Source organism: Paenibacillus rhizosphaerae (genome assembly GCF_014192015.1).
Taxonomy (GTDB): Bacteria; Bacillota; Bacilli; order Paenibacillales; family Paenibacillaceae; genus Paenibacillus_AQ; species Paenibacillus_AQ rhizosphaerae.
On sequence record NZ_JACHXJ010000003.1, the window covers coordinates 652,768 to 670,580 of the forward strand.

The 17,813-nt window shown below is 54.0% G+C and carries 19 protein-coding genes and 1 pseudogene; 5 read left to right on the forward strand and 15 right to left on the reverse strand.

What is annotated here, in order from left to right:
* The first annotated feature begins 292 nt into the window (after positions 1-292).
* Positions 293-1,354 carry a Gfo/Idh/MocA family protein gene (locus FHS19_RS19595; protein WP_183583510.1) on the forward strand — a complete coding sequence of 354 codons (1,062 nt, stop codon included), beginning with the start codon at positions 293-295 and terminating at the stop codon, positions 1,352-1,354.
* Positions 1,355-1,378: 24 nt separating this feature from the next.
* On the forward strand, positions 1,379-2,221 hold the full coding sequence (locus FHS19_RS19600; protein WP_183583511.1) for a Gfo/Idh/MocA family oxidoreductase: 843 nt from the start codon (positions 1,379-1,381) through the stop codon (positions 2,219-2,221).
* A 97-nt stretch (positions 2,222-2,318) separates the two neighbouring features.
* Here the strand turns inward: FHS19_RS19600 and FHS19_RS19605 are convergent, their stop codons facing one another.
* From FHS19_RS19605 to FHS19_RS19645, 9 genes are all read right to left on the reverse strand, one after another.
* Positions 2,319-2,678, reverse strand: a complete 360-nt coding sequence (locus tag FHS19_RS19605; RefSeq protein WP_183583512.1) for an arsenate reductase family protein — start codon at positions 2,676-2,678, stop codon at positions 2,319-2,321.
* 15 nt (positions 2,679-2,693) lie between these two features.
* A complete protein-coding gene (locus FHS19_RS19610) occupies positions 2,694-3,710 on the reverse strand; it encodes an RluA family pseudouridine synthase (RefSeq protein WP_183583513.1) in 1,017 nt (338 codons plus the stop codon).
* A complete protein-coding gene (locus FHS19_RS19615; RefSeq protein ID WP_183583514.1) occupies positions 3,707-4,276 on the reverse strand; it encodes a cob(I)yrinic acid a,c-diamide adenosyltransferase in 570 nt (189 codons plus the stop codon). The genes FHS19_RS19610 and FHS19_RS19615 overlap by 4 nt, the downstream gene beginning before the upstream one ends.
* Before the next feature lie 77 nt (positions 4,277-4,353).
* Positions 4,354-4,896 carry a hypothetical protein gene (locus FHS19_RS19620; protein ID WP_183583515.1) on the reverse strand — a complete coding sequence of 181 codons (543 nt, stop codon included), beginning with the start codon at positions 4,894-4,896 and terminating at the stop codon, positions 4,354-4,356.
* 93 nt (positions 4,897-4,989) lie between these two features.
* Entirely contained in the window at positions 4,990-5,253 is a 264-nt protein-coding gene (locus tag FHS19_RS19625; RefSeq protein ID WP_076170672.1) for an aspartyl-phosphate phosphatase Spo0E family protein, read from the reverse strand.
* Between the two features lie 114 nt (positions 5,254-5,367).
* Positions 5,368-6,579, reverse strand: a complete 1,212-nt coding sequence (locus tag FHS19_RS19630; protein WP_183583516.1) for an aminotransferase class I/II-fold pyridoxal phosphate-dependent enzyme — start codon at positions 6,577-6,579, stop codon at positions 5,368-5,370.
* Between the two features lie 13 nt (positions 6,580-6,592).
* The gene (locus tag FHS19_RS19635; protein ID WP_076170676.1) at positions 6,593-7,093 is read right to left on the reverse strand and encodes an Lrp/AsnC family transcriptional regulator; all 501 of its coding nucleotides are present in this window, start codon (positions 7,091-7,093) and stop codon (positions 6,593-6,595) included.
* A gap of 247 nt (positions 7,094-7,340) precedes the next feature.
* Positions 7,341-7,733, reverse strand: coding sequence for a spore coat protein (locus tag FHS19_RS19640; RefSeq protein ID WP_183583517.1), 393 nt, complete (start codon positions 7,731-7,733; stop codon positions 7,341-7,343).
* A gap of 22 nt (positions 7,734-7,755) precedes the next feature.
* Complete coding sequence (locus FHS19_RS19645) at positions 7,756-7,992, reverse strand: hypothetical protein (RefSeq protein ID WP_076170680.1); 237 nt, start codon at positions 7,990-7,992, stop codon at positions 7,756-7,758.
* 170 nt (positions 7,993-8,162) lie between these two features.
* Between FHS19_RS19645 and FHS19_RS19650 the strand changes: the two genes are divergently transcribed.
* Entirely contained in the window at positions 8,163-9,416 is a 1,254-nt protein-coding gene (locus FHS19_RS19650) for an NAD(P)/FAD-dependent oxidoreductase (RefSeq protein WP_183583518.1), read from the forward strand.
* Positions 9,417-9,524: 108 nt separating this feature from the next.
* Here the strand turns inward: FHS19_RS19650 and FHS19_RS19655 are convergent, their stop codons facing one another.
* The 4 genes from FHS19_RS19655 to FHS19_RS19670 form a co-directional block, all read right to left on the reverse strand.
* A complete protein-coding gene (locus FHS19_RS19655; RefSeq protein ID WP_183583519.1) occupies positions 9,525-10,745 on the reverse strand; it encodes an MFS transporter in 1,221 nt (406 codons plus the stop codon).
* A 78-nt stretch (positions 10,746-10,823) separates the two neighbouring features.
* On the reverse strand, positions 10,824-11,399 hold the full coding sequence (locus FHS19_RS19660) for a hypothetical protein (protein ID WP_183583520.1): 576 nt from the start codon (positions 11,397-11,399) through the stop codon (positions 10,824-10,826).
* A 103-nt stretch (positions 11,400-11,502) separates the two neighbouring features.
* A complete protein-coding gene (locus tag FHS19_RS19665) occupies positions 11,503-11,922 on the reverse strand; it encodes a DUF350 domain-containing protein (RefSeq protein ID WP_312887269.1) in 420 nt (139 codons plus the stop codon).
* A 47-nt stretch (positions 11,923-11,969) separates the two neighbouring features.
* Positions 11,970-14,336: an endonuclease MutS2 gene (locus tag FHS19_RS19670; protein WP_183583522.1), complete on the reverse strand. Its 2,367-nt coding sequence runs from the start codon at positions 14,334-14,336 to the stop codon at positions 11,970-11,972.
* A gap of 159 nt (positions 14,337-14,495) precedes the next feature.
* On the opposite strand from FHS19_RS19670, the gene FHS19_RS19675 reads away from it, so the two are divergent.
* On the forward strand, positions 14,496-14,849 hold the full coding sequence (locus tag FHS19_RS19675) for a phage holin family protein (RefSeq protein ID WP_145025485.1): 354 nt from the start codon (positions 14,496-14,498) through the stop codon (positions 14,847-14,849).
* Positions 14,850-14,899: 50 nt separating this feature from the next.
* Here FHS19_RS19675 and FHS19_RS19680 read toward each other — a convergent pair whose 3' ends face one another.
* Entirely contained in the window at positions 14,900-16,015 is a 1,116-nt protein-coding gene (locus FHS19_RS19680) for a GGDEF domain-containing protein (RefSeq protein ID WP_183583523.1), read from the reverse strand.
* 256 nt (positions 16,016-16,271) lie between these two features.
* Between FHS19_RS19680 and FHS19_RS19685 the strand changes: the two genes are divergently transcribed.
* The gene (locus tag FHS19_RS19685; RefSeq protein ID WP_183583524.1) at positions 16,272-16,661 is read left to right on the forward strand and encodes a cupredoxin domain-containing protein; all 390 of its coding nucleotides are present in this window, start codon (positions 16,272-16,274) and stop codon (positions 16,659-16,661) included.
* Between the two features lie 128 nt (positions 16,662-16,789).
* Here the strand turns inward: FHS19_RS19685 and FHS19_RS19690 are convergent.
* A pseudogene (locus FHS19_RS19690) lies at positions 16,790-17,813 on the reverse strand (hypothetical protein); the annotation flags it as partial.

Sequence of the window (17,813 nt, forward strand, 5' to 3'; positions counted from 1 at the left end):
GCTGTCACTTCTTGTTTCTCCCCTTGTCTGCCTGTTTCCCCTGGATTCCAAGGTTCGGCACTGCTTCCTCTAGTATAGCATATCCGCCGGGGCATTAGGCCCTTCCTGATATGACCATTCCCGGCTCGTTCCTGCCTTTTTGTCCCGCCCGTTCAAGTCATAAACCAGACAGCCTGTAACATAAAATTTGTGAAGAAGATCTCCCTTCATCCTGAATCACCCGGCAGGAGTTTTTCTCCAAATATCGAATCTTGAAAAGGATAAACCCACCTAATAAGCAGGAGGAATGAATATGGGAAAAACGATCAAGGTCGCTGTCATCGGCTGCGGGACCATTGCCAGAGCGGCGCATATCCCCAACTATTTGAAACATCCGGACGCCGAAATCAAATATTTTTGCGACTCGGACAAGAAGAAGGCGGAGCAGGCGGTCAAGGATTATGAATGCGGCACCGCCGTGGAAAATTACCAGGACATCCTGGACGATCCCGAGATCGATGCCGTCTCCGTATGTACCCCCAACGATGCTCATGCCGCCATCTCCATCGATTTTTTACGGGCGGGCAAGCATGTCTTGTGCGAAAAGCCTGCGGCCCGCACCTACGCGGAAGCGCTGGAGATGCAGAAAGTGCAGCACGAAACGGGCAAAGTACTGAATATCGGTGTCGTGAACCGGTTCAACAAAAGCGTGAACATGATCAAGAACCTGATCGAGAGCGGCGAGCTTGGCGAACTGTACCATATCTATGCAAGCTTCCGCGCTCACCGCTCCATTCCGGGACTTGGAGGCGCGTTTACCACCAAATCGATTGCCGGCGGGGGCGTCCTTATCGATTGGGGTGTCCATTATCTGGACATCGTCATGTACTGCGCCGGCGATCCGCGCCCGCTGACGGTATCGGGTCAGGCCTACTCCAAGCTGGGACGGGACCTGCCGAATTATGCCTATCTGAACATGTGGGCGGGGCCCCCGAATTACGCCGGTACGTATGATGTCGACGACTTCGTTACGGCCATGATCCGCACCGAAGGGCCGGGCATTACGATCAACGGCGCCTGGGCGCAGAACATCGGCACGCCCGAAACCTACATCGATTTTCTGGGCGACAAAGCAGGGATCCGGCTTCAATACGGAGGCGACTTTACCATCTACGGGGCCAAGGACGGTGCTTTGCTGGAAACGAAGCCCAAGTATTCATCGAGCGACCATTTCGAAAACGAAATCAACGGCTTTCTCGAATGCATCCAGACCGGCGTGAAGCTGCCGTCCCATATCGATACCGTCATCGTCACCTCGAAGATGATTCAGGCGATCTATGACTCTTCCGAGCAGCGCAGGGAGATCGAGCTGTAATAAACGACTGAGGGGGATTGCTGCTTGAAAACGATCGGTTTTATCGATTATTACCTCGATGAATGGCATGCCGAGCATTATCCGAAGTGGATCGAACAGGCATCGGGCGGCACCATGAAGGTGGCCTATGCCTATGGAATGGCCGATTCGCCTGCCGGGCGCACCAACGTACAGTGGAGTGAAGACAAAGGAATCGAGCTGCTCTCTTCGATTGCCGAGGTCGTGGATCGAAGCGATTACATCATCGTCCTCTCACCTGACCATCCGCAGTACCACGAGCCGCTCGCTCAACTTCCGCTGCAATCCGGCAAGCCTACCTATATTGACAAAACCTTTGCCCCGGACCGGCAGACCGCTCTGCGCCTGTTCGACCTAGCTGTGCAGCACGGGACACCGCTGTTCTCCAGCTCGGCGCTTCGGTTCGCCGGGGAGTACGCCGGGGCTGAGCGCGCCGGCATCGAGAACATCATCAGCTTCGGTCCGGGGCGGTACGACAATTATTCGATCCACCAGATCGAGCCAATCGTCTCGCTGCTGGGCCCCGGCGTCCGCCGGATGATGTATACCGGAACGCCTCACGCCCCGTCGTGGCTGATCGGATTCAGCGGGGGCCGCCAGGCCGAGATCCATCATCTCGGCGGGGGATGTCCCTTTTCGCTGACGGTCAGCTATGATTCCGGCGAGACGAACGTGCTGAAAGCGGACTCCGATTATTTCGGGCTGTTCGCTGGGGCGCTCGTCCGCTTCTTCGAAACCGGCGTTCCGCCTGTCGATCCGGCCGAAACGGTAGCGATTATCACGATCATCGAACAGGGCTTCAAGGCGAAGGAAACGCCTTATCAATGGGTAGAGCTTCCTTCGGAATAGATCCTCGAACGCAAAACAAAACGGTGGCATGGCCGCAGGGAACTGCTAGAAACCTCTCCCTGTTGGTCTTGCCACCGTTTTTTTACGGAATCCCAGGCTACGCCCAGTTCTCCTCAAACAGTTCTTCTTTATAGCCGACCGTCACCTTGCTGCCGTCGGTTACGATCGGACGTTTGATCAACCGCCCGTTACTGGACAGCAGCTTGATCTGCTCTTCCCGGCTCATGGCCGGCAGCTTGTCCTTTAAGCCCAGCTCCTTGTATGCCTCTCCGCTGGTGTTAAAAAACTTCTTCAAATCCAGCCCGCTCTTCTCGACCAAGCGGGACAGCTCGTCCGGAGCCGGCGGTTCCTCCCATAAATGCTGAAGCTCCAGCTCGTGGCCGTGCGCTTCCAGCCATTTAACCGCACTGCGGCAAGTACCGCATTTGGGATAATGGTACACTTTCAATTTGCTCATCGTTACTCACTCTTTTCATTGATCAAGGTCATGTTGCTTCGCCTCGGTAATCAGGCGGGTCATGTCGGGCGGCAGCGGCGCTTGAAAGGTCATCCGCTCCCGGGTGACGGGATGCTGGAAGGACAGCTCCCAGGCGTGGAGCGCCTGCCGCGAAATGCTGTGATCCAGCAGCACCGCCGTCTGCTCGGATGGGGTGAATCCCTCCTGCAGTACAGACTCCGCCGTCCACTCTTCTTCAGGCGGCAGCTTTCGGTAAACCGGATGCCGATACAGCTTATCGCCGATCAGCGGGCAGCCGATACTGGTCATATGGACACGGATCTGGTGGGTTCGGCCCGTTTCCAGCTTCAGCTGGACGAGCGAAGAAGACGAACCGTACGCTTCAACAACCTTATACCGCGTCAGCGACGGATACCCGTCCGGCGTGACGATACGCCGATGCGGCTCCTCCGGGTCGCGGTCGATCGGTCCGTCCATCTCCCCTTCTTCCGGAGACGGAACGCCATGAACGAGGGCCAGGTACCTTTTGTCCACCTCATTTGCAATCATTTGTTCCGAAATATGCTGGTGGACATATGGATTTTTGGCGATGGCGATGACGCCCGAAGTTTCCTGGTCCAGCCGGTGGACGGCTCGAAAGCGGAACGCCTCGCCCTTGTCCCGCCAATAGTGAACCACACCGTTCGCCAGGGTTCCCGTATAGTGCCCGTGCGTCGGATGCACGATGATGCCGGCTTCCTTGTTCACGATCAGCAGGTGCTCATCCTCGTACAAAATGCGAAAAGGAATGGGCTCCGGCAGAATATCATCCGAAATTTCCTTCTCCATCCGGATTTCCACCACATCCCCATCCCTGACCCTAACGCTGATGTACACTCTTTGGCCATTCACGGTAATCCCCTGTTCCGTCAGCTTCAGGCGGGACTGCAGCTTGCGGGATACGTGGAGTCTCTTCTGCAGAATCGTCTTCAGCAGCCACCCGTCTTCCGAAGGCGGGACGGTATATGAAATCGGGGGATAGTATTCGCTCATTTTTTCCGTCCGAATACCTTTTTGCTGCGCACATATTCGATATCCGCCACGCCGCTGCGGGCGTTGGCCGTCCGGGCCACGACGAAGAAATAGTCCGACAGCCGGTTCAAATACCTGCGCACGTCGGGATTAATCTCTTTCTCACGCCCCAGCGTGACGACTCTACGCTCTGCGCGGCGGCAGACCGTGCGGCATACATGCAGCGTGGATGCCAGCAGGGTGCCCCCAGGCAATATAAAGCGCTCGAGTTCCGGCGTTTCCTTCATATAAGCATCCATCCACTGCTCAAGCCGCGTCACTTTATCGGGGCCGACCTTATATTTGCTCTCACTCAGCTTCACAAATGCCAGGTCGGAGCCGCAGTCAAACAGCTCATGCTGAATCTCGATCATATTTTCTTTCAGGTCTTGCAAAGACTCCGCTTCCATCAGGCTAATCGCCTGGCCCACAAAGCAGTTCAGCTCGTCAATCGTGCCGTAGGCCTCGACCTGCAGGTCATCCTTCAGAACGCGCCCGCCAATGACGGACGTTTCGCCTTCATCGCCTGTGCGTGTGTAGATTCTCACGGGCTTCTTCTCCCCTTTATCGCGTATTAACCTGCATCAAAGGAATCGCGAAAGCCGCGTCCCCTGTGCTGGATTTTTTACTCCGCTAATGCCTTAAGCGCCTTTACCGCATTGTCGACCGATTTGGCCGAGATTGGAATAGTGGCATACAGCTTCTCCGGTACGTATTTCTCGTCTTTGAAAAATTTCATTTCACGGACAGGAATGCCGTACAAATGCTCGGTCGTGTCCGTCGTGCCGTCTTCTTTTTCCTCATTGCTAGCGAATACGCCGGCCGGATATTTTTTCGGGTCAAAATACGAATCTAGCACGGTATGGCCGCCCATTTTGGCGTAATTCTTCATATCATCCTCCGGCAGAAAAATGATGTCATGCCCGCCGGCAGCATATTCAACCATCAGCTTCTCCGGGTTATAAATCGGACTGGCCGATACTTTGACCTTCAGGTCGGGCCCCATCACTTCCTGAAGCTTGTCCTGCACCTTCTCATACACCTGAGACGGATCGGATTGATTGTCAATCATAAAGACCGATAACGCGTTTTTATCTCCCTTGCCGCAACCCGTCAGCAATACAACGGCAAACACAACCAGCAGCGCCAGCTTCCCGTATACCTTCAACTCCTGCTCCCCCTTTTCTCCGATAGGTTCAATATATCACAACCTGATGAGAGAAAAAAAGAAGACCCCGTTCCGGGGTCTTCAGCCTGCCGATTAAGACTTCTTTTTCGGGCAGCTTTTCATATATTCGTTTATTTTCAAATCCAGCAAACTGCTGATTTCGATTACGATTTCCGATGTAAAAGACTGTTCCTGCATAAAGATCTGTTCCATTTTTTTGCGGAGCATCATGATTTCGTCTTCCAAGGATAAAGTTTTCGTCTGATCTGTCGTTTTGGTTGACCATTTTACATTGTTACTGCCTTCAGCTGCGTAGTGTCCGCGGAATGCAGGCAAATCGTATTCAGCGCAAAACAAGGTCATCCCTCCTTGGCAAGTCAATTTTTGCTCCCAAAATAGAATTATAACATACAAATAAATAAATAAAAGTGAAATTTATGTTAAATTCTACTAGAAACAGGGAATCATTGTTCAGCTGGTTTTCAGTTTGTGGACAAATTCTCCAATGCGCCCCAGCGCCTCAGTCAGCTGGGCGACAGAGGTGGCGTACGAGCAGCGTAGGAAGCCTTCTCCGCCTGATCCGAAGGCCGTTCCAGGCACAACGGCAACCTTCGCTTCCATCAGCAGGCGCTGGGCGAATTCATCCGAGGACAGCCCGGTCTCAGCGATGCTGGGGAAGGCGTAAAAGGCCCCTTGCGGCTCATGACACGGCAGTCCGATATCGACGAAGCCCTGCACGATCAAACGGCGCCGCTGGTTGTAGGACTCGATCATCCGGTCCTTTTCTTCCAGCCCGTTGGTCAGCGCCTCCAGCGCAGCCACCTGCCCCATCACCGGCGCACACATGACTGTGTATTGGTGAATCTTCAGCATGGCGGCAATCAGGTCGGGATGGGCACAGGCATAGCCCATACGCCAGCCGGTCATGGCGAATGCCTTGGAAAAGCCGCTGACCAGAACCGTCCGGTCCATCATGCCCGGAATCGAGGCGAAGCTGACATGCTTTTGCGTATACGTCAGTTCGGCATAGATCTCGTCGGAAATGACGATCAAATCATGCTTCTCCACTACTTTGGCGATCGGCAGCCAGTCTTCATACGTCATGATGGCACCGGTTGGATTGCTCGGGTAGCATAAAATCAGTACCTTGGACTTCGGCGTGATTTTGGCCTCAAGCGCCTCAGCCGTCAGCTTGAAGTCGTTCTCCGCGAACGTCTCGATGCCGACCGGAACCCCGCCGCCGATCGAGGTGATCGGAGAATAGGATACGTAGCAGGGCTCGGGAATGAGAATTTCGTCCCCAGGCACAATCAGCGCCCGCAGCGCCAGATCGATCGCCTCGCTGCCGCCGACCGTCACTAGAATTTGGTTGGACGGCTGGTAGGAAACCTGAAAGCTGTCATACAAATACTGGGCGATAGCTTCCCGGAGCTCGATCATCCCGGCATTGGAGGTGTAGGCCGTGCGCCCCCGCTCAAGGGAATATACGCACGCTTCTCTCACATGCCATGGAGTCGTGAAGTCCGGTTCCCCTACGCCCAGCGTAATAATGTCCTTGCTTCCTTCGGCCAGGTCAAAAAATCGGCGGATTCCGGATGGCGGAATATCACGGACCAAAGGAGCCAGATAGGATTGCATCGATTTCGAATTCTGCTGATTCTTCGTTTCTTCATTCACGATCATGACACATCTTCCTTTACGGTGAGATCATGAGACGGTTATCTTCTTCACGGTCTTCAAAAATAATTCCGTCCTGCTTATATTTCTTCAAAATGAAATTCGTCTTCGTCGACAATACCGAATCAATCGGCGACAGCTTCTCGGAAACGAAGTTGGCCACTTCCCGCAGGTTGCGCCCTTCCACTTCCACAAGAAGGTCATAGGCTCCCGACATGAGATACACGGATTTGACCTGCGGATACAAATAGATCCGCTCCGCGATCCCTTCAAAGCCCCGCCCGCGTTCGGGCGTAATCTGCACTTCGATCAAGGCGGTTACCGTCTCGTCTTCAATCTTGCTCCAGTTCACGACCGCCGCATATTTTACGATGACATGGTCTTGTTCCAGCTCCGCGATCGCTTCCTTGACCGCTTCCTCTTCAACACCGATGAGCGTTGCCAGCAGGGCCGGGGACCGTCTCGCGTCTTCGTTCAACAGGTCGAGGACCTTCAGTTTCAAATCCGTCAGTTGTTTCATACAGCATCCTCCAGCGCTTGTTCCACGGGCCTTCTTCACTATTACGACAAGGACCCGGGTTCGAGATTAATACTAATATTACATGAAATTATCATGCATGCAAAGCAAAACCGTCTCCCCGGCGTGGGCCGAAATGGAGACGGCAAAATGGGTCCATGCTTCATAGAAGCAGGATTTCGGGTACTTATTGTTATCCGCTTGGTGACGCCGCGCATGAGAACTACACGGCGCCTGTACCTCTGGCAAATTACATATAATACGGATTTTGGGAGCTTTGCTGCTGCTGGTACGGATTGGATGCCTGGGCATATTGGCCCATGGCGCTTGTTTTTTGCTGCACGAACTGACGGTTCTTTTGCTGCAAATTGCGCGCATCCTGAATCGACTTGTCCACATCTTGGCGAAGCGCCTTGGAAGACGTGGAGTACATATTCAGCTGCTTCATTAGATTGTACAAATCTCCCTGCATGCGGAGCGTATCGTTCGTCAGCTGCGTGAACATTTGCCGCACGGTCGGACAGGAGGATTCCGTCGTTGCCGTGGTGTATTCACGGACCGTTCTTTTCAGATCGGCCAGGATCGTGTACAAGAGGTCCTCGTCCTGCATGAACTGCGAGTTATTGGAAGTTTGATAATACATTGCGCAAATGCCTCCTAAGCTATCATTGTTGGGGACTCGTCGGCGCCAGCGGCTGGTGCTGCTGAATGGCCTGTACGAGCAAATCGATATGGTGGTCCAGCGACCGGATGTATTGCTGGCATGCCTGCTGAATCGTCGGGTTCTGCGTAGCAGCGGCCGTTGCCGCACACTGTTTGATCAGCAGATCCTCATTGGAAATCGAATCGACGATATATTCCAGCTCCTTGCCGGTAATCGCCTGCATTTGATTGGACTGCATCGGTATTCCTCCTCTAGATATCTCTAACTCCATCCGTATTATGTCCCGGAGAAGGTTTTCTATGTATTGTCAGGCAGGCCTCTTTCATCAGCCGATCTGCCGGAACAGCTATAAATTGCGCATGTGGAGCAAATACTTTGAATACTACCGATAAGGGGCGAAACACACATATGATTCTGAATAAAGGGAACTTGGCATGGCCGTCTACATTGAAGACGGCACCCGCTTATCCGGAGCTTGCGGAAGATCTCTCCTGCGATGTACTGATCATTGGCGGCGGCATGGGTGGAGCCCTTCTCGCCCACAAGCTGTCCGGGGCCAATCTTCAAGCCGTTTTGCTCGAGAAGGGACGGATCGCTGAGGGAAGTTCTTCAGCCAATACCGGCCTGCTTCAAAGCTTCAACGATAAATCGCTGACCTCCATCATCCATACGTTTGGCGAGCAGACCGGCATCACCTTTTACCAAATGTGCAGGGACGCGATGCGCCAGCTCAAAGAAGCAGCCCGCGTCCTCAAGCTGGAACCCGAGCTTATTCCCCGGAGCAGCTTGTATTACGCGAGCACCGAGGAGGATGTGGCTTACCTGAAAGAGGAACACGAAACTCTTCGCAAGCACGGTTTTGAAACGTCATATTGGGATTCGTCCGATATCGCATCACGGTTTCCCTTCTCCAAACCCGCGGCGTTGTATACGGCCGGCGATGCCGAAGTCAACCCGTTCCGGTTCGTTCATGGCCTCGTTCAGTATGCGGCGGATCATGGAGTACGGGTGTACGAAAACAGCCCGGTCGTTCATTTGGAATATGAAGAAGACGGCGTGGTTTGTTATACGCGCACCGGCCGGATCTTCGCCCGCAAAGTCGTCCATGCGAGCGGCTATGAAACACAGGAAGAGAAACCGGACCGCAATGCACTGCTTCAGACGACCTATGCGATTGTCACGAGCCCCGTACCCGATTTTACCGGCTGGCACGAGCGCTGCCTGATCTGGGAAACGGCCCGGCCGTATCTCTATATGCGGACCACCCCCGACAACCGTATCGTGGCAGGGGGACTGGACGAGCATCCGGTCGCTCCGGAGGAGAGGGAGGGCCGGATCCGGCATAAAAGCGAAATGCTGCTGAACGAGATTAAAGCTCTTTTTCCCCGTTACGCCGGCATCCAGGCCGACTATGCCTGGGCTTCGCTTTTCGGACTCACCCACGACGGACTGCCCATGATCGGTCCGCATTCCCGCTATCCTCACAGCTATTTTATTGAAGCCTATGGCGGCAACGGGACGGTCTACTGCATGATTGCGGCGGATCTGCTAAGTGATGTTCTTTGCGGGAAAACGCGCCCCGAGCTGGAGATCTTCGCTTTGGAGCGGACCTCGAAGCCGTCACCGAAAGCTCAGGTCCCCGGCTTCGGATTGACGGATTAGCAGCCACGCAGCCAGGGTGGACTTCCGAAAGCTGATCTTTTCCCCGTACCCAAAAATCCCCTGACTCCGAATGAAGGAATCAGGGGATTTGCTGTGTAACGCGATTGTTCAAGTGCGTGCCGATTTCCCCGGCTTGAGCAGCCGTCTCACGCAGATCCAGCTGAGGATCGGTGATGCGCCCAGCACGAGCATCAGCACGGTAATGGTGCTCTGGTCTTTGCTGAAGGACAGCACGATGATGAAAATGAGCGTACCGAGAAGGCGGCCGACCATCAGGCTGAGCTCACGCAGAACGACCAGCTCGACCCGCTTTTCTACGTTTTCGTCGCTGGTCCCCATCAAGTCGAAGCCGGACGAGACCATCGGCAGGATGTACAGCGGCATAAAGATAGCCGTTCCTATGCCGAGCAGCAGCAAGGTGAAATAATTGACCTTCCAGATGAGCGGTACCATGACCACCCACAGCAGCAGGGCGCCTACCAGCATGCCCACGCTCCGGTAGGCCGGTTTGAACCATTTGCCCGCCAACCAATACGTGGCCAAGGAGACCGCGGACGTAATAAGCGAGAATTGTCCCAGCTTCGACTCCTGCTTCGTGGCTACAAACACAAGGAGATTGATCAGAAAGGCGAACACCCCTTCCCGAATCCCCTGCGCCGCCAGACCCGGAGCCATCAGGCGCCAGGGGCTGCCCTTGTCCTTCAGCTGCTTCACGGGCTCGAGCCATTCATAGGTTCCGCCCTTCTTCCTCTTTTTCAGAAAGAAGCTGAGCACCACGCCAAGCGCATAAATGATCAGGGACGCCGTAAAAATGATCCGATACCCCCGGTCACCCTTCAGCATGGAAATGAGCAGGCCGGAAAACCAGGGCCCGACAATGCCCGTAATGGAGCCGAGCAGACCGACCCACCCGTTAAACAGGTCGCGGTTCTCGGGATCGGTGACTTCGAAATACACCACGTTAAACGCGATCCAGAAAAGCCCGATCGCAATCCCCAGCAGTATGCCGAGCGGCCAAATGTAGTAAATTGCCTTTTCCCCGACCCACAGAACCAGCAAATAAAAAAGGCCCGTCAGCCCGATCCCCAGCCTGAGGGCGTTCATTTTGTTATACTCCTTCACCCATTTGCCTGCCAGCCAAAAGGTGAGCCCGACGGCCAGCTGCTGGGCGACAGTAAACCATCCGATCATCGCGTAATCCTGTTTGCTTTTCCATAAATATACGTTGAGAAACGTACCCGACAAGGCGCCGGATAAAACGATCAGCCCGTTAACGGCAAGCAGCAGTATCGTTTGCCGGTTCAGCCGTGCAGATGATTTCGATTTCATAATTACCCCCTTCATATCCGGGTCTACTTCATTAGTAGTTCCCTAAAAGGGGGCAAATCATCGATCGGTTTGCTTTTTTTACGATTTCTTCTCTTGGCTCAAGTGGTCAACCATCCGCAGCCGGTCTTCCTCGGCCAAATTGTATTCGACATGGAAGCATCCCGTGCAAATATACATTTGAACTTGAAAAGGCGGCGTTAATACCGGACCTTGGAGTACGCCGAAAGCCGCGGGCTGAAATGGATCTTCAACCTGATGCGTGCCGGCAAGCACCATGTAATCCCGGCATTTCGGGCATTCCGGCACTTCTTCCTGCTCATCCAGAATTTGCTCCACCGTCTCCTCGTAATTCATGAGGTCATGGCTGTCCTCATACTTATCGAGCGTCCGGATCGACGGAGACAGCTGCTGCGTGTCTTCCTGATTCCAAAACGGAATGGTTTTATCGTCATCCTCAGGAAGCTCCCAATCCGTACCTTCGATTCCCTCATGCTCTTCATTTACGTCCGCTTCCTCTTCCTCTTCACCCAGCTGGATGCTCAGCGTCCGGTAACCTTTCAGCTCATTGTGGCAGTATGGGCATTCATCCTCGGGGCCCAGTTCCTCGTCCCATACGATTTCCGTCTGGCACCAAGGGCAAACCGTGGTTTCCATATGATCCATCTCCTTAATGTTTCATCAAATATACGACGCCCACAACAAAAAAGGCGACCGCAGCGACGAACAAAATCCTCGCCAAATTTTTCATGTGTTCCTCCTACATTAAACAGGCTCCAATCACATATGAAAGGGACACCGGGATCAGCATAGAGATCAGGCCGACCGCCCGGTTATCCCGTTTAATTTCTTCGTCCACGGAAAACACCGGGGTTAAAAATTCGTACAGCAGGTAGGCGATAAACAGCAGCAGAAAGCCGTAGAAGGCCCACTTCATCATGTCATAGATCGACGTTTTGGACTCGATGCTGTACCTCAGCACATTGCAAAGGCCGAATATTTTGCCTCCGGTAGCCAAAGCGGCGGCGATATTGCCTCGTCCGATTTCATCCCAGCACTGGTACCTCGCCACGATTTCAAAACAGTACAGAAAGACGATCAAGCCCAGAATCGCTACCGAAAAATAACCAATCAGCGTACCGATCGGATAGGCCAACAGCAGATCAGCCCCGTTCTTCACTCCCAACATCCCCCTGTTCCCGGCTGAAATTCAGGCTCACACCCATATTATTTAAGCTCAACCACCGTCACGCCGGTTCCGCCTTCGCCGTAATTTCCCAGACGGTAACTTTTAATATGCTTGTGCTTGCGGAGATATTCCGAGATTCCCTGTCTCAAAATTCCCGTGCCTTTCCCGTGAATCAGGTATACTTGGCCGAGGTTGCCCAAAAACGCTTCATCGATAAAACGGTCGACTTCGATCAGCGCCTCTTCCAGATTCGCGCCCCGCAGATCCAGCTCGCTGCGGATGTTGTCATCCCGCGTGCGCTTGACCGTAGTCGCATGCCGCTGCACCTGCTTCTCGGCCGGTTTGTTCGCATTCACCAGCTCGAGGTCGTCCAGGCTGACCTTCATCTTCATAATGCCGAGCTGCACCACGGCCTCCTTTGCGCCTGACAGCTCCACGACATGGCCCTTCTGGTTCAGGCTGTAGACCATGACTTCATCACCGGGCTCAATCTGACGCGGCGCCTTGGCCTTCGGTTTGGCCGCTCCCTTCTTGCCCTGCTGCGGCTCAGCCTCATCCAGCTGCCGGCGGGCGGCGATCAGCTTATGCTCCTTGACCGAAGCCCCTTCCTCCTTGGCCAGCTGCCGCAGATCGGCGATAATCTGCTCCGCTTCGCGGCGGGCTTTGGCAATGACTTCCTTGGCTTCGGCCCGGGCCTTCTCGATCAGCCGGTCGCGCTGCTCCTCGAGCTTCTCGAGCTCCTGCTGGTGCCGGCTCCGGAGCTGCTCCATCTCCTGGCGCAGTTTCTCGGCCTTTTCGCGTTCGCTTTCGGCACCCAGCCGGTTTTCCTCCAGGGAGGCGATCATATGCTCAACGCGCTGATCCTCTTCTTTCACTTCCCCGCGGGCATAATCCAGGATCACCTGCGGAAGTCCAAGCCGCTCCGCAATCGCAAACGCGTTGCTTCGTCCCGGAACGCCGACGAGGAGCCGGTAAGTCGGACTCAGCGTGTTCACGTCAAATTCCATACTGGCATTAATGACGCCTTTGCGTTCATAAGCGTAAGCTTTAAGTTCGCTGTAGTGGGTGGTAGCCACCATCCGGCAGCCCAGGCTGTGGATTTGTTCCAGAATGGAGATGGCGAGGGCCGAGCCTTCGGCCGGATCGGTCCCGGCTCCCACTTCGTCAAGCAGCACCAAACTCTTCGGCGTCATATGGTTCAAAATGCGGATAATATTGGTCATATGGCTGGAGAACGTACTCAGGCTCTGTTCGATGCTCTGCTCGTCTCCGATATCGGCATAAATGGCGTCGAACACACAGAGCTGGCTTCCTTCCTCCGCGGGAACGAACAGACCGGACATCGCCATCAGGCTCAGCAATCCGATCGTCTTCAGCGTGACGGTTTTACCGCCGGTATTCGGCCCGGTCACGATAATAGACGTATACGAGTTGCCCAGCTCCACGTCGATCGGCACAACCTTTTCCATGTCGATCAGCGGGTGGCGCCCCTTCTTCAGCTTCAAGTATCCACGGTCGTTCATTCTCGGCTGGCTGGCCTTCATGACATGCGCCAGACGTCCTTTGGCAAAAATAAAGTCGAGTTGTCCCAGCAAATCGATATCGAGCAAAAGAAGATCCGCTTGTTCCCCGACAAGCGCCGTGAGCTTTTGCAAAATAATTTCAATTTCACGTTCTTCCTTCATCCGGGTTTCGCGTAGCTTGTTGTTCATCGCCACGATCGATTCCGGCTCAATAAAGAGCGTCGCCCCGGAACCGGACTGATCATGCACAATCCCGCCAAAATAGGAACGGTATTCCGCTTTAACCGGAATGACAAACCGGTCCCCGCGGATCGTAATGAGCTGGTCCTGTAGCATTTTGGCCACGCTGGAGGAACGGATCATCGAATCGAGCTTCTCCCGGATCCGCACCTCGCCGGATCTCAGCTCCCGACGTACCTGGGCAAGCCCCGGACTGGCGGAATCGAGCACTTCGGCGCTCTCGTCGATGCAGGCTTTAATGGCATCTTCCAGCGGCTTCTGCTCGGATAAATTTTCGCTGATCCCTTCCAGAAGGGGAATCGGCTCGTCCTCGTGAACATTCGCGATGAACCGCTTGATCCGTCTCGAACCGTTCACGGTGTTGCCGATGGCCAGCAGCTCGTGCGGGCTCAAAGTGCCGCCGATTCTGGCGCGCTTCAACGGAGCGGCAATGTCCGTGATGCCGCCGAAGGACGGATTTCCCTTCAGACGGTCTACGGTATACGCTTCGTCGGTTGCCTGAAGCAAACGCTTTACCGACTCCAGATCGGTATCGGGCTTCAAGGTCTCGGCCGCCTCCCTCCCCATCGAGGTTTGGGTATAGGCAGCGCATTTATCTAAAATCTTGCGGTATTCGAGCGTATGCAAAATCTTGTCGTCCAACAGTATTCACTACTCCTCTCGTGCAATGCTTATATTATATACGAAATGTTTGCCGCTTCGCCATTTGCAGCGTTAAATCATTCCATACATAACATGGCGAAAATTGAATACAATAAGGTTTGCATAACACAGTATTCATGTGTAAAGGAGGCCAGTTGCATGCATTTTCTGGGTCATGTCGTTCGCTTTATCGTGTCCGCCATCGTCCTGCTGATCGTAGGCTGGATCGTTCCCCAGTTTTCTGTCGGGGGATTCTGGAGCGCCCTGCTGCTCGCTTTGGTTATCGCTCTGCTGGGTTGGATTATTGAAGGAATCTTCGGCAAAAGGGTTACTCCCTTCGGACGCGGGATCGTCGGCTTCATCGTCAGTGCCCTCGTCATATACATCGCCCAATTTATTGTCAGCGGCGTTGAAGTCACCCTTCTTGGCGCCATTCTCGCCGCTCTCGTCATCGGTATTATCGACCTGTTTATCCCGGTGTCCGCGTTTAATGCCGGAAGGGACAAGCGGTAAGCCGTTTCCCGAATGAAAACCCCTGCCTAAGGACAGGGGTCTTTCCTTTTTTATCCGGCATAATCGGCTGCGTCTTCTCCCGCGGTCACCACTTTGTTTTTCCCCGTCCGTTTGGCCTGGTAGAGCGCCATGTCCGCTTTTCGAAATAATGACTCCTTGTCGTCCCCCTGCTGGAAATTGCAAAGTCCGATGCTCACCGTAACCGGCTTCACCGTATGCGGCAGAGCGGTTCGGGCAATCTCTTCACGCAGCTGTTCGGCCATGTCTTCTGCTTCTTCCAGTGTCTTATCCGCCATAATAATGGCAAATTCCTCTCCGCCGTATCGGGCGGCGAAATCATTCGGCGTCACCGTTGACATCACCTTCGAGGCAACCTCTTTCAGCACGACATCGCCCACTCGATGCCCGTAATTATCGTTGACCTTCTTAAAATTATCGATATCGATAATCGCCAGCTGCAGCGGAAGCTGATACTTCTCGCAGTGCTCGAGCAGAGCCTCCAGGTATTCGTGAAACGCCTTGTGATTGTATAACCCGGTCAGTGCATCGATTTTGAGCAGCTTGTCCGATATCGTTCTTTCCACCAGGAGCTGCTGCTCCGATTTCATGACCGATTCCAGATGGCGCATAAATTCCTTGACCCGGACCAAAATCGTATGTCCAATCATTATGCTGACAATAAACACGCTTTGAATTTGGATGAATTCCTGAATGGGTTTCTGATAAAGGGAGCGTTCGGTGAGATAGATGAGACAGTAAAGGAGGATCGTTAACGTGCCAAAGCCATATAGCAGTTTGCGGTCAAAATAAACGACGGAAATGAGAACGGGCAGCAGGAGTGCCATCTGTGCCCCGTCCACGATCGGCTGAATGATGAAATAGAACAGGTAGGAGAGCAAAAATCCGCAGCCAACCACGACCTGCTTCCTGTATTTAGGTTCGAATCGCAGCCAGGTCTGTGCCGCCACCATGAGCAGCAAGATGCAGCCATCCGGGATGCCCAGACGCAGCCAATCCTCCGGCCCGCCCCCGGCGGTCACGAAAGGAATGCAGCCTAGCAGCAGCAGAACCGCCTCCGCCGCGAAAAACATCAGCGTCACAATCCAATAGGCGTTCAATATTTTGCGGTGCCATAAATCTTCCAAAATCAACTCCGTGCGATCCATTGGAATGTCATTCCCCTAATCTTCTAAACAAGAATATTTGCGGGCTTCGTACATCGTCAATGCTCATTATATCTTAAACCCAAGATAAGTACTATCTTTTTTCCAGCCAATCCTTTTCCTGGGCATGTTCAATCCAGCAGTGCCGCGTTCACCAATTTTTCAAATGCGCCTCGCCCGGACATATCCAATTTAAGGTATGATAAGGCTTGGAACCATGTTGAAATGATGAAGGTGTACATAAAAAGGAGGATCACAAGTGAAGAAGACCCTGGCTGTCGTCCTTTCCTGCGTGCTGCTTCTGGTGCTGGCTGCTTGCGGACAATCCAAGAGCGACGATTCCGCATCGAGCAGCGGAGTCACCGAAACCGGTGTAGCTCCGAGCGAGGAATTGGTGATCAAGGCGACAAACTATGCATTCGACCAAAAAGAGTATCATCTCAAAAAGGGCGTTCCCGTCAAAATTACGCTCGAAAACGACGAGGGAAACCACGGCGTTCTCATCCCGGATCTCGAGCTGCAGCTTGACGGCAAAAAGAAGTCCGCGGTCGTCACGCCGGAAAAAGCCGGCACGTTTGAAATGGCCTGCTCGGTGTTCTGCGGAGCGGGACATTCCGGCATGATTGCCAAAGTCATCGTGGAAGAATAAACATAGCGGACTTGAACCAAAAAAGATAAAATCCCCTCGAAGTATGCTTCAGGATGATGCATGATCCGTCCTGCCGCTTACTCCGAGGGGATTTTCATTTAGATGTAAACTGTGGATGGTTCAAGAAGTCAGCTCTGATCCTGTTCGATCAGCTCGATCCACTCGTTATATTCGGTCTGCAGCTTGGAATACTCGTCCTGAAGCAGACGGTACTCTTCCTCCAGCTTGCCGGTCTTCTCCAGCTGAATCTCATGCTCTGCCTGAAGCAGGCGGTATTGATGCGTCACCAGCTCGAAGCTTTCGCCCACCTGGCGAAGCTCATCCGCGACCATCTCCTTCTCGCTTTGGATCCGGGTAAGCTGCTGCTCGCCGGCAGCGATCTGCTGCTGCCAAGCCTCAAGCTCTTCTTGCAGCTCCAGCTCACGGCTGCCCCAGACTTCCTGCTGGTCCATCATATCCTTCAGCTTATCCTGATAAGACTGCATGGATTGCTCGGCACTGCGCAGTAGTCCGCGCAGCTCAGTCTCCCGGTCGGCCGCTTCATCCAGCTGCATCGAAGCTTCCTCCAGCTTCTTCACCGCAGCATCTTTTTCCTCCAGCAGAAGCAGGTATTCGATTTCGGTATCCTCCTGGCGGCTCTGGGCTTCCTTCACCTGGCGCTGCAGCTCCTCATACTGCCGCTGCAAGCCCTGATACTGCTGATTCAAGCTGTTGTACTGCTCGCGCTGCGCTTCGGTCTGGCTCCGCAGCTGTTCATTCTGCTCCTGAGCGGCCCGGTTCACCCGCTGCAGCTCTTCGTACTGAGCCTGAACGTCCTTGGCCTGAAGCTCCAACGCTTCAAACCGGGCTTCAGCTTGCTCCGTCTGCCGGCGCAAAGTGCCGTTGTCGCGGGCATATTCCTCGGACTGCAGCCGCAGGCTCCCGATCATTTCCCGGCTGTCCGCAAGCTGCTGCTCCAAGTCCGCAAGCTGCTCCGCTCTGGCGTCATGCGCCTGCTGCAGCTCCTGATACAGCTCCTGGTGGTCATCATATTCCATCCGCAGCTCGTGATACTGCTCCTGCCGTTCTTCCAGCCGGAGCTGCAGCGTACGATTCTGCTCTTGATGGCCTTCGTTCTGCCGCTGCAAGGTCAAATATTGCTCTTCGAGGTCT

Excerpts from the sequence above, each read along its gene's own strand:
- FHS19_RS19675 (WP_145025485.1), top strand. The coding sequence starts at position 14,496 with ATGCATTTTCTGGGTCATGTCGTTCGCTTTATCGTGTCCGCCATCGTC.
- FHS19_RS19605 (WP_183583512.1), bottom strand. The coding sequence starts at position 2,678 with ATGAGCAAATTGAAAGTGTACCATTATCCCAAATGCGGTACTTGCCGC.
- FHS19_RS19680 (WP_183583523.1), bottom strand. The coding sequence starts at position 16,015 with ATGGATCGCACGGAGTTGATTTTGGAAGATTTATGGCACCGCAAAATA.
- FHS19_RS19655 (WP_183583519.1), bottom strand. The coding sequence starts at position 10,745 with ATGAAATCGAAATCATCTGCACGGCTGAACCGGCAAACGATACTGCTG.
- FHS19_RS19630 (WP_183583516.1), bottom strand. The coding sequence starts at position 6,579 with ATGATCGTGAATGAAGAAACGAAGAATCAGCAGAATTCGAAATCGATG.
- FHS19_RS19650 (WP_183583518.1), top strand. The coding sequence starts at position 8,163 with ATGATTCTGAATAAAGGGAACTTGGCATGGCCGTCTACATTGAAGACG.
- FHS19_RS19640 (WP_183583517.1), bottom strand. The coding sequence starts at position 7,733 with ATGTATTATCAAACTTCCAATAACTCGCAGTTCATGCAGGACGAGGAC.
- FHS19_RS19660 (WP_183583520.1), bottom strand. The coding sequence starts at position 11,399 with ATGGAAACCACGGTTTGCCCTTGGTGCCAGACGGAAATCGTATGGGAC.
- FHS19_RS19635 (WP_076170676.1), bottom strand. The coding sequence starts at position 7,093 with ATGAAACAACTGACGGATTTGAAACTGAAGGTCCTCGACCTGTTGAAC.
- FHS19_RS19595 (WP_183583510.1), top strand. The coding sequence starts at position 293 with ATGGGAAAAACGATCAAGGTCGCTGTCATCGGCTGCGGGACCATTGCC.
- FHS19_RS19610 (WP_183583513.1), bottom strand. The coding sequence starts at position 3,710 with ATGAGCGAATACTATCCCCCGATTTCATATACCGTCCCGCCTTCGGAA.
- FHS19_RS19645 (WP_076170680.1), bottom strand. The coding sequence starts at position 7,992 with ATGCAGTCCAATCAAATGCAGGCGATTACCGGCAAGGAGCTGGAATAT.